This is a genomic window from Blautia sp. DFI.3.45, from assembly GCF_020593505.1.
Classification (GTDB): Bacteria; Bacillota; Clostridia; order Lachnospirales; family Lachnospiraceae; genus Blautia_A; species Blautia_A wexlerae.
The window spans coordinates 1-11,161 of record NZ_JAJDMI010000068.1; the positions used below are offsets into that span (position 1 = coordinate 1).

9 protein-coding genes are annotated in these 11,161 nt (G+C 39.5%); 3 read left to right on the top strand and 6 right to left on the bottom strand.

All coding sequences use genetic code 11. The features are described 5' to 3' along the window. Positions 1-92 precede the first annotated feature (92 nt). The 3 genes from LJE09_RS15820 to LJE09_RS15830 all read right to left on the bottom strand — a co-directional run bounded on the left by LJE09_RS15820 (position 93) and on the right by LJE09_RS15830 (position 5,108). Positions 93-1,142 carry an NAD(P)H-dependent flavin oxidoreductase gene (locus LJE09_RS15820; protein WP_195278103.1) on the bottom strand — a complete coding sequence of 350 codons (1,050 nt, stop codon included), beginning with the start codon at positions 1,140-1,142 and terminating at the stop codon, positions 93-95. A 228-nt stretch (positions 1,143-1,370) separates the two neighbouring features. Further along, the gene (locus LJE09_RS15825) at positions 1,371-4,034 is read right to left on the bottom strand and encodes a GAF domain-containing hybrid sensor histidine kinase/response regulator (protein WP_227311540.1); all 2,664 of its coding nucleotides are present in this window, start codon (positions 4,032-4,034) and stop codon (positions 1,371-1,373) included. 381 nt (positions 4,035-4,415) lie between these two features. Beyond that, entirely contained in the window at positions 4,416-5,108 is a 693-nt protein-coding gene (locus tag LJE09_RS15830; protein ID WP_008704207.1) for a Crp/Fnr family transcriptional regulator, read from the bottom strand. Positions 5,109-5,204: 96 nt separating this feature from the next. Here LJE09_RS15830 and LJE09_RS15835 point away from each other — a divergent pair, with 96 nt between their 5' ends. Next, positions 5,205-5,924 carry a 4Fe-4S binding protein gene (locus tag LJE09_RS15835; protein WP_008704208.1) on the top strand — a complete coding sequence of 240 codons (720 nt, stop codon included), beginning with the start codon at positions 5,205-5,207 and terminating at the stop codon, positions 5,922-5,924. 14 nt (positions 5,925-5,938) lie between these two features. Then, the gene (gene hcp / locus LJE09_RS15840) at positions 5,939-7,537 is read left to right on the top strand and encodes a hydroxylamine reductase (protein ID WP_008704209.1); all 1,599 of its coding nucleotides are present in this window, start codon (positions 5,939-5,941) and stop codon (positions 7,535-7,537) included. Between the two features lie 67 nt (positions 7,538-7,604). On the opposite strand, the gene LJE09_RS15845 is transcribed toward hcp, so the two are convergent. Beyond that, positions 7,605-8,546 carry an AraC family transcriptional regulator gene (locus LJE09_RS15845; protein WP_227311541.1) on the bottom strand — a complete coding sequence of 314 codons (942 nt, stop codon included), beginning with the start codon at positions 8,544-8,546 and terminating at the stop codon, positions 7,605-7,607. Positions 8,547-8,657: 111 nt separating this feature from the next. On the opposite strand from LJE09_RS15845, the gene LJE09_RS15850 reads away from it, so the two are divergent. Further along, on the top strand, positions 8,658-9,884 hold the full coding sequence (locus LJE09_RS15850) for an MFS transporter (protein ID WP_020994092.1): 1,227 nt from the start codon (positions 8,658-8,660) through the stop codon (positions 9,882-9,884). 156 nt (positions 9,885-10,040) lie between these two features. On the opposite strand, the gene LJE09_RS15855 is transcribed toward LJE09_RS15850, so the two are convergent. Both LJE09_RS15855 and LJE09_RS15860 read right to left on the bottom strand, forming a co-directional pair. Then, on the bottom strand, positions 10,041-10,409 hold the full coding sequence (locus LJE09_RS15855) for a hypothetical protein (RefSeq protein ID WP_008704212.1): 369 nt from the start codon (positions 10,407-10,409) through the stop codon (positions 10,041-10,043). A 61-nt stretch (positions 10,410-10,470) separates the two neighbouring features. Continuing rightward, entirely contained in the window at positions 10,471-11,073 is a 603-nt protein-coding gene (locus tag LJE09_RS15860) for an alpha/beta hydrolase (RefSeq protein WP_008707489.1), read from the bottom strand. Between the last annotated feature and the right edge of the window lie 88 nt (positions 11,074-11,161).

The window sequence follows — 11,161 nt, forward strand, 5'->3', positions numbered from 1 at the left end:
GATTGATGTACTTTATTTTGTGTTAATTTATACGCAAAAAGGACTTTTTCAGTGGTGTCCCTATAGAGGTGAGGGAATTCTTGCTACGGTTGTTAAAACAAGTCATTAATCACTTCCTGTACTGTCTGCAAACGCTCTGCTTTCCATGCTTTTGCACCACAGAAAAGAAGCCCTTCATCTACATTTCCTTTTACTGCATTGATCAGTCCGTCAGTAATACAGTAGGGTATTTCTTTTGGGCTGCATTTTACGAGACATCCATGACAGGGACTGTGTGGAATCTGTTCGCCGTTCATGACACGGGTCATGAATTTGTTCATAATGGCACGACCTGGCATTCCTACCGGACTTTTTACAATGGCAATATCAGATTCTTTTGCTTTTAAATGAGCTTCTTTATAGCGGATGTCTGCATCACATTCTTCCGTTGTGATAAAACGGGTAGCAACCTGAACGCCGTCAGCACCCAGATTATCCACTTTTTGGACATCCTCTCTGTTATAGATACCACCGGCTACAATCACTGGGATTTCTGTCTCATATTTCTCTGCGTAGCTTTTTACTGTTGCGATGATTTCCTTTATTTCTTCACTGTAGGATTCTTCAGTATATTTCTCCAGCTCTTCTTTATGAAAACCAAGATGTCCGCCTGCCTGAGGACCTTCGATCACTACCAGATCTGCAGTTCTTTTGTATTTTCTGTCCCAGTATTTCAGGATTACTTTTGCGGATTTGTCTGTAGATACGATAGGCGCAATCTTTGTCAAACTTCCTTTTACCAGTTCCGGAAGCTCTGTAGGAAGTCCCGCACCAGAAATAATGATGTCTGCGCCAGCTTTTACTGCAGCCTTTACGTGAGATGCATATTCTTTCAGTGCAACCATAATATTGTATCCTATGATTCCGTCTCCTGAAATCTGACGGGCTTTTTTCATTTCGCCGGCAATGGCGCGTTCGTTGGCTGCTGCCGGATTTCTGTCGAAATCTTCTTCCCTGTAGCCGATCTGTGCAGTGGAAATAATACCAACTCCTCCTGCTTTCGCAACAGAACCTGCAAGTCTGCCAAGACTGATCCCAACTCCCATTCCCCCCTGAATCAATGGAACTCTTGTGATTTTATCTCCTATTTTGAAATTCTTCATTTTGATTCTTCTCCTATTGTTTTGTTTGTATTTTAAATATTTTGATATTCAAAGTATATCACAATATTTATTCTTGTCAAGAGAAACCAGTTTATATAGTTTTTAATACTATATAAACTTATAGATTTTGACAAAAAATCCGCGGATATGATCAATTTATGTAATCATATCCGCGGATTTATTTATTTTCATTAAATTTTCCTCATTATATTATCTTCCAACTGTTTCTCATCGGGTTGTGCAATAAAATCGAATGGTATCTATCACTTTCTCCATTTGAAGGGGTTTTGAAAAATGTTCGTTCATTCCTGCTGCTTTACTCTGTGCAATATCGTCCAGAAAGGCATTGGCTGTCATAGCAAAGACAGGGATAGATTTCGCATCCTCTCGATCCATTTTTCTGATTCTGCGGGTAGCTTCCAGTCCTCCCATTTGTGGCATCATCAGATCCATCAGGATCACATCAAAGTATCCGGACTCTGAATTCTCAAAGATTTCTACAGCTTCCCGCCCATTCCATGCCTTTGTCACTTTCATTTTTTCTTCTTTCAGCAGAAACTCAGCAATTTCCATATTCAGCTCATTGTCTTCCACCAGCAGAACCTGAATTCCCTCTACTGAACAGTTCTGATACATATGAGATTTCTTTTCCTGTTCCTCTGCAGAGATTTCAAAAGAAATATGGAGAATAAATTTGGTTCCTTTTCCCTGTATGCTCTCAAAGAAAAGAGTTCCTCCCTGCAGTTCTGTCAGTTTTCTGGCAATGGCAAGACCCAGACCGGTACCTGCATATTTTGTTCTGGCTGACTGCCCTTCCTGGGCAAAAGGCTCAAATGCCTTTTTCTGAAATTCCTCACTCATACCGATCCCGGTATCTGTACAGGTCAGTTCATATTCCGCAATGGTATCCGTATAGGAAATCTCACGACAGGTAACTGTCACAGAACCGCCATCATGATTATATTTTACTGCATTGCTGCCGATATTCATCAATATCTGCTGGAAATGTACCGGACTTCCTATCAGCTGTGTATGGATGATTTCTCCAGCTTCTACATAATAATTAACACCAGCTTCATTTGCCTGCATCCTGATGATTTCATTCGTATTATGCAAAAGTTCCAGCAGATTAAAGTGCTTTCTCTCAAGCTGTATATTGCCGGATTCCAGCTTATTCATATCCAGCACATCATTGACAAGATTTAAAAGATAACTGGAAGCAGTCCTGATTCTGGTACGTGCTTCCTGCTGAAGCTCCAGATCATCCGGATAACGGTCCGCAATATCCACACAGCCCTGGATCCCGTTGATCGGTGTACGGACATCATGGCTCATTCTCCTCAGGAAATCTGTCTTTGCCAGATTGGCTTTCTCTGCCTCCTGAGCGGTTCTTCTCAGTTCTTCCCGGCTCTCCAGCTCAGATATTTTCTGGTCATTAATATCTCTCGTCACATAGAGAACATTAGTCACTTCCCCTGCTTCATTTCGAAGCTTTACAATAAATCTTGCCTGATACCAGACTCCGGTTATGGCTCTGTATTCTGTGGAAACCTCCTCTCTGTTCTTCAGACGCTCTGCCAGAGTGGAAACATCCAGAAATTCTCTCATTCTTTCCTGAAATTCGGGGGCTATGAATTTTTCTCTGGCTTTTGTAAACTGAACAGAAGTCTTTCCACTTCTGCCGGTCAGACGGTGCATGGATTCCTGGCTGGAAATCTCCTCATAGGTATCATGGATCAGATCCATCCGGTAAATGATCCGGTACATTTTGCTGATTGCAGAGATAATCTCATTATTCAGTTTCAGGTCAGCCATAGTCTCTTCCATCTGCTGCTTCTTTTTCATATCCTCCTGCACAATATCATCAATATAGCGAAATCCCATAATGATCTTATAATCATCCCTGTTGCCTGTCTCCAGGCGGATCACCTGTAATTCAAAATACTCATGTCCGGCATGGTTTTTCACTGACTGATAACGATACGCAAAACGCTTGTGATTCTGCAGATACTCTATGAGAGCGTGACGTTCCATCTTCCGGAGGAAATCCGGTGCTGATTCCCGGATTACGTAATGATCATAATAATATCTGATTCTGGAGGTATAACTGGATTTCTGCTCCGTCATCTCATCAATCTCTGTACCATTGGAAAGTATGCTCTGTTTGATCGTTTCCAGAGTATCATTTGCCAGATCACATAAATAAAATGAGGTATAATCTACGCAGAGAGCTTCCAGGATATGCTTCTCCTTCTGAAGTTCCTCCAGATTGCTCTCCAGTGTTTTCTGTTTTTCCTCAAGCATCCTGAACATGCGCAGATTGTTCAATGTACTGGCAAGATGTCCGCCTGCATTGGAAAGAAGCGATATGGAAACACCGGGATTAACCAGATCCGGATTATCCAGACCGATAAAACCGCTCAACTGCGTATTTGCAAACAAAGGTAAAACCAGCAGAGAATGAATATCCTGAACCTTCAGAATGTCATATTCCGAAGGCATAGTTTCACATATTTTCTCCAGATCATGAATAATTATAGTTTCTCCACGAAGAAATTTCTCATGCCACACCGGCATACTATCGGCAGAAATACGAATCAGATTGTCAATCTGGGGGACGATCCCCTCTCTGCACCATTCGAAGGTATTGCTGTAATAATCCTGTTTTTCAGACATCAGTTCAAAAATATATACTCTGTCTGCATCTGTATATTCGCCGGTGTATTGAAGCAATGCAGGAATACAGTCCTTCACTTCTTTCTCATCTGATGCCTGATTGATGTCTGATATCAGAGACAGGATCTGATTCAGCAGTTCCAGCTTTTTGTTGAATTGTCTGTAGTTGATCTCATGTTCTTCACTCTTATTATCGTTTGCCTTAAACTTTTTCATATAATCTCCCAACACTTATATAGAAAATACTACCGCATTAATGCCTGAAAACAAAAAAAGAACAGCCGATACATACGTTCGAACTGTTCTCCTACTTCTGAAGTCCATACAGCATTGACATTACTGTTTCCTGCTCATTTGTACTCATACCGTTCCGTATCCATAAAACTTCCCTTTAAGCCATTAGAGGAAGTATATTTGTAAATATCATTTAAAGATACTTTCGTTTCTGCAAAAGTCATTTTCGCTTATATCACTTTTATAATATCACAGACAGCTACGTTTGTCACACGAAAGTTTAACCGAATCAAGTAAGTCCCCTGCTTCAATTGCGAATATCCACTTGACATAACTGTAATACACAATTTTTCATGATGGATATCACACTTTTATTTCAGAATCCGAATTATTACAAACAGTCAATTCAAAATGATTTCTATTTGTTTTTATAAAACCTTCTTTCTGTAGCTTTGATATCTCCGTAGACATTGCCGCGCGGTCAATGCACAGATAATCTGCCAACTGCTGCCGGTCAAAAGGAATATCAAAGGATAACGATGAATGTCTGATAGACTCTGCCGACAGATAGGACAATAGTTTATCCCTTGTCGTTCGCTTTCCCACATGTGTGATTTTGTCGTTCAGGATTAGTATCTTATTTGCCAGGACACTGACCAGGTTGCGGATCAGCTTCTGATGGTGTTCGCATGCAGTCGGGCAGGAAATCAGAAGCCTTTGGACATTTAGCAGGATAATCTCACAATCCGTATCTGCCACCACACTGACATTCAGAACAGCACCCGGGCTTGCTGCATATGGCTCACCAAAGAAATCACCGGTATGACATTTCGACAGAATATTCCGATGCCCCCAAAGGTCTTCCTGAATAACAAGAACACAGCCGGACACCACAAGTCCCATTACCTCAGTAGAATCTCCTGCTCTGAAAATATAAGAATCTCGTTTTTGGGAAACTGCTGTTGCTTTTACACAATGCAGTATAGATAATATCTCGTTATCAGTAAGGCCTGTAAAGAATGGACTGTTTTTTAAAATGGGTAAATATTTTTTCAAAATCATTCCTCCTTGTTGGAAATCAAACATACAAGTTGTATTTATCATACTATAATGCCGACAGAAACAAAAGTTAAATCTATTGACGGAGGTAAAATGATAAGAAAGATTATTCGAATCGATAAAGAAAAATGCAATGGCTGCGGCGCCTGTGCAGATGCCTGCCACGAAAGTGCCATTGATATCATTAATGGAAAAGCAGAATTGGTGAGAGAACATTTCTGTGACGGACTGGGGGATTGCCTCCCGGAGTGTCCCACAGGTGCCATTTCCTTTGAGGAACGGGAAGCACCTGAATATGATGAAGAGGCTGTGAAAGAAGCACAGAAAAAAATATTTGCCAAAAATCAGGCAATAACTGCTCATGCCGGCTGTCCCGGGTCTAAAAGCATGCAGATTCAGCGATCAGAAATACCCAAATCAGGAAAACCATCTTCAACCACAGGTCAGGTATCCAATCTTCAGAACTGGCCGGTACAGATTAAGCTGGCACCTGTCAGTGCCCCATATTTTAACGGCGCAAAGCTTTTAATCGCAGCCGATTGTACTGCTTACGCTTACGCAGGCTTTCATCAGGATTTTATCCGAAATAAGGTAACATTAATCGGCTGTCCTAAATTGGATCAGGTGGATTATAGCGAGAAACTGACTGCAATAATCCAAAATAACGATATTCAAAGTGTGACGATTGTAAGAATGGAAGTTCCATGCTGTGGCGGACTTGAGATGGCAACCAGAAAAGCACTTCAGAATAGTGGAAAATTCATTCCCTGGCAGGTTATAACCATAGGTATCGATGGAAATATTATAGAATAAAGGAGGATACGACAATGGATAAAAAAATGTTTTGTTATCAGTGTGAACAGACAGTGGGATGCACCGGCTGCACAGGAAATGCAGGTGTCTGCGGAAAAAAGGCAGGCACTGCCAAATTACAGGATGAGCTGACAGGTGCGTTGATCGGTCTGGCAAGGGCTGTCGATAGCGCAGCAGCTATTTCCAAAAGTACCAGTCAGATCATAATTGAAGGACTGTTTACTACCGTTACAAATGTGAGTTTTGACGATGCAGCAATCGAAAATATGATACAAAAAGTCAGAGCAGAAAAAGAAAGACTGGTTCCTGGCTGCAGTAAATGTCAGTCACCTTGCGGTAAATCAGACGAATATGACATGCAACAGCTGTGGAATGCAGATGAAGATATCCGCTCCCTGAAGTCCCTTATTCTTTTCGGGATTCGCGGAATGGCAGCCTATGCTTATCATGCAAATGTTCTGAATTATGAAGATGCTGAAGTAAACCGTTTCTTCTGCGAAGCATTATTTAAGATTGGTTATGAAGAAAGTATGGATACACTGCTTCCTACTGTACTGAAAGTAGGGGAAATCAATCTGAAATGTATGGCACTTCTTGACAAGGCAAATACCAAAACCTATGGAACACCGGAACCGACTGCAGTTACACTTACCGTAGAAAAGGGACCATTTATTGTAGTAACCGGTCATGATCTGAAGGATCTGCAGCTTTTACTTGAACAGACAGAAGGAAAAGGAATCAACATCTATACCCACGGTGAAATGCTCCCTGCCCATGCCTATCCACTCTTAAAGAAATTCTCTCACTTAAAAGGAAATTTCGGAACTGCATGGCAGAATCAGCAGAAAGAGTTTGATCATCTTCCGGCTCCGATCCTTTACACCACCAACTGTCTGATGCCGCCAAAAAGCAGTTATGCTGACAGAGTATTTACAACAGAAGTGGTTGCTTTCCCAGGCGCTGTTCATATCGACGAGAAGAAAAATTTCACACCGGTTATTGAAAAAGCACTGGAACTGGGTGGTTACAAAGAAGATCAGACACGCACAGGCATCAACGGCGGTACGAAAGTGACAACCGGTTTCGGACATGCAGCCATTCTGTCCCATGCAGATACTGTAGTAGAAGCAGTAAAATCAGGCGCTATCCGCCATTTCTTCCTGGTTGCCGGCTGTGATGGTGCCAAACCGGGTCGAAACTATTATACGGAATTCGTGAAACAGACACCTTCTGACAGTATCGTTCTCACCCTGGCATGTGGAAAATTCCGTTTCAATGATCTTGAGCTGGGAGAAATCGGTGGTCTGCCACGACTGATGGATATGGGCCAGTGTAATGATGCTTATGGTGCAATCCAGGTTGCTGTGGCACTTGCGGATGCATTTGGATGTTCTGTAAATGAGCTTCCGCTTTCCTTCGTTCTCTCCTGGTATGAACAAAAAGCAGTCTGTATCCTGCTGACACTTTTACACCTGGGTATCAAGAACATCCGTCTTGGTCCTTCTCTTCCGGCGTTCCTGTCTCCTAATATTCTGAACTATCTGGTGGAAAATTATGGTATTGCACCTATCACCACACCGGAAGAAGACATCAAAGCACTAATGAACCAGTAAAATAAATTTTTCAAAATCTTCGCAAATTAACAAAGCCGATACAGGATTCCAAAGTCCCGCATCGGCTTTATTTATGGGTCTGAAGACTCGGATCTGCCGACAACAATTTTAAACATGTGCAGCGATATTCTGATGGGGTTAAATGATAACGTTTTTTAAACAATCTGCAAAAATAATCAACGTTATGAAATCCACTTTCATAGGCGATCGTTTTTACTTTTTTATTCGTATTTTTCAATAACCAGGAAGCTGCCTGAAGTCGATATCCTATCAGATAATTAACCGGTGTAGTATGTAAAAACCGGTGGAACAAATTAAGTGCAGTACTTTTGCTGATTCCTATATGTGAAGCAATTTCATCCAGAGACAAATTGTGATTATAGTTTTCATGTATATATTGCATGATTAACTGCACTCTTTTCTGTGCAACTTCATCAACTGTCTGTACATCTCCTTTATCAGATAACTTTACATTTTCATAAAAAGTCAGCCATAAATCCTGCATCAATGCCAAAGTAGCAAGTTCTCTTATTTTCTCATTTCCCTGTATTTCCATTATTTTTATCATAGTTTGTATAATCTTTGTCTGCCATAGTTCATCAGTCTGAAAACGCTGGAAATATATATTCGATGAAATGATTGGCAAGATATATTTCTTATAGATCAGGCTGTTCTCCGGTGCAATAAATTCCGGCATACATACAAAGTTAGGAATGATACCACCTGATGGTGCGTAAAAGCGGTGCAATATTTTAGAATTAATAAAAATTGCTTCTCCTTCTGACAATATAATCTGTTTTTCTCCTATTCCGCATGTAACTTCTCCGGACTCCACATATAAAAACTCAAATTCTCTGTGCCAGTGCCACTCAATACAATGAAAATCAAACAATTCCAGATTATCATAATAATACTGGAATGGATAGTCACTACTTCCATACTGTTTAATTTCCATGAACTCCTCGTCTGTAAGTATCTTATTATATATTTTATTATAATCCATCTCCATATCACATTCTTTCTTTTTTACGATATTATACAGTATTTCTACAATTTAATTCAATGTATATATCTAATATTTGCTATATAATCAAGCAAAAAAAAGAAAAGAGGTATTCTTATGATTTTTAAATTGGGGAATTCTATAAAAAAAGCTGACTACCATAAGACAAAACTTGCCTGTTATATGGGCTTTATCACACAGGCTATTGCTGCAAACTTCGCACCGCTTCTTTTTTTGAAATTTCACAGTGACTACCATATTTCTCTCGGTAACATTGCTCTGATATCCACTTTCTTCTTTTTCACACAGCTTCTGGTTGACCTGTTCTGTGCCAAATTCGTAGATCATATCGGATATCGTGTGTGCATTGTTACATCAGAAATATTTTCTGCACTGGGTCTGCTTGGACTGGCATTTTTACCTGATTTTTTACCTGATCCTTTTATTGGAATTATATGTAGTGTTATTGTTTATGCCATCGGAAGTGGTTTAATAGAAGTACTTTGCAGCCCTATTATCGAGGCCTGTCCATTTGAAAACAAAGAAGCAACTATGAGTCTGCTCCATTCCTTTTACTGTTGGGGAGCTGTTGGGACAATTTTGATTTCCAGCTTATTTTTCCTGATATTTGGAATAGACAACTGGAAATGGCTCGCCGTAATATGGGCAATCATTCCTGCAGTTAATACTTATAACTTCATGACCTGTCCTATTGAACCTCTGGTTGACAATGGTTCCGGAATGGGAATTAAGAATCTGTTTTCCAGACCATTTTTCTGGGTTGCAATATGTCTGATGATCTGTTCCGGAGCTTCTGAGCTTGCAATGGCTCAATGGGCATCTGCTTATGCAGAAGCTGCACTGGGATTGTCAAAAGCCCTGGGAGATTTAGCAGGTCCATGTATGTTTGCAGTAACAATGGGAATCAGCCGTATAATTTTTGGAAAATATGGAGAACAGTTAGATTTAATGAAGTTTATGAGTGGTTCAGGCATATTATGCGTTGTCTGTTATCTACTTGCCGCTTTGTCATCCAGCCCGATTATCGGACTTATCGGTTGTATTGCATGTGGATTTTCAGTTGGAATCATGTGGCCTGGAACAATCAGTATTTCCTCAAAAACTTTTCCAACAGGTGGAACGGCTATGTTTTCTCTTCTTGCCATGGCAGGAGATTTAGGTGGCAGCATTGGACCTGGAATTGTTGGTCGTATCACCCAGAATGCCGGAAATAATATTAGGATCGGCATGGGATTCGGACTTATTTTTCCAGTAATTCTATTGTTTATGTTATTCCTGCTGTATCGAAAAAAATCCACACAGCCCCAAATATCAAAGCATTGATGAACCATTAAAAGTAAATTTTTCAAAACCTCTGTAAGATCAATAAAGCCGATACTGGATTCAAAAGTCCCGCATCGGCTTTTTACTTTGGTTTCTTTCTTTTCCCTGTAATTTTTTCTACCTTCAAAACATATCATTGCTCCATAACAAGTAAATCTATTGTATATCATTTTTTAAGTTCATAAAAAAAATTGCTATTTTATCCAACTTTCCTTCATTATATTCTGCAAAATCCAAATAATATTTTGGAATACTTACAGCCTGAATTTCTTTTTTATATAACCATTGTCTTGTTTTAGCTTCCGGAACAAAAATAACTGCTTGATTTTCACTGGAAAAAATCTCATTATAAGTACATGCTGAACGGTCTAAAACACACTTCCAATCCATATTCTCATCCTGAAAATATCGATTTAGTTGATTCAAAAATTTCTTTGCTTTTTGCATATAAATGACATTCATAATTGGATTATAATGTTCTCCCTCTATTACAGGAATTTCCCATACCAAACAACACGTTTTCATTTATAGATCCCCCTTTACAAAATGCATAACTCCCCAATTTCCTAATCAATAAAACTTGAATTTATTTGGAAGATTTTATTATCCATTCATCAAGAAATTTCATTTGTTCATCCGTATGAAACCAATGCTCTCCATTTTTCATAATAGAAAGTGTTGAATTAGTCCTCTGTACAAATTCAAATATCGTTCCATAAGCGGTAAAATTATCTTTTTCACCATACAAAATGTGCGTTGGGATTTCCCATATAATAGGATTTTCTCTTGCATAGCAAAGATAATCCCATGAAAGAGTCTCTCCAAAGGTTGTCTGAATTTCTTTTTTCTCTTTGAGTTCATCCTCTGTAACATTTGCCCAAATCATCATATCAGCAATAAGCCTTTCCATATCTACAACGGGCGAAATAAAATATGCTTTCTCTATTTGCTGATTTGATAAGGCATTGATAGCAAAATACGCTCCAATGCTATTGGCAATTACTTCAACAGTCTTGTAGTTTCTATAAATTGAATTAAAAAGTAATGGAAATTCTTCTTTTGCTTCCCATGGAAACTGTGCAGTATAGTCGAGACCAATCACATCACAATTACTAAAGAGCGGTTTGTAATGAATAGCTTCTTCAGCATTACCACCTTTTCCATGTATATAAATAACTGCTTTATCCACAATAGTTATCCTCCACAAATTCAAATTGTTACACTTAAAAAAGCGGAATTTCACCATCATAGTTTTCTGCTTTTTCCAATAGCGGTCC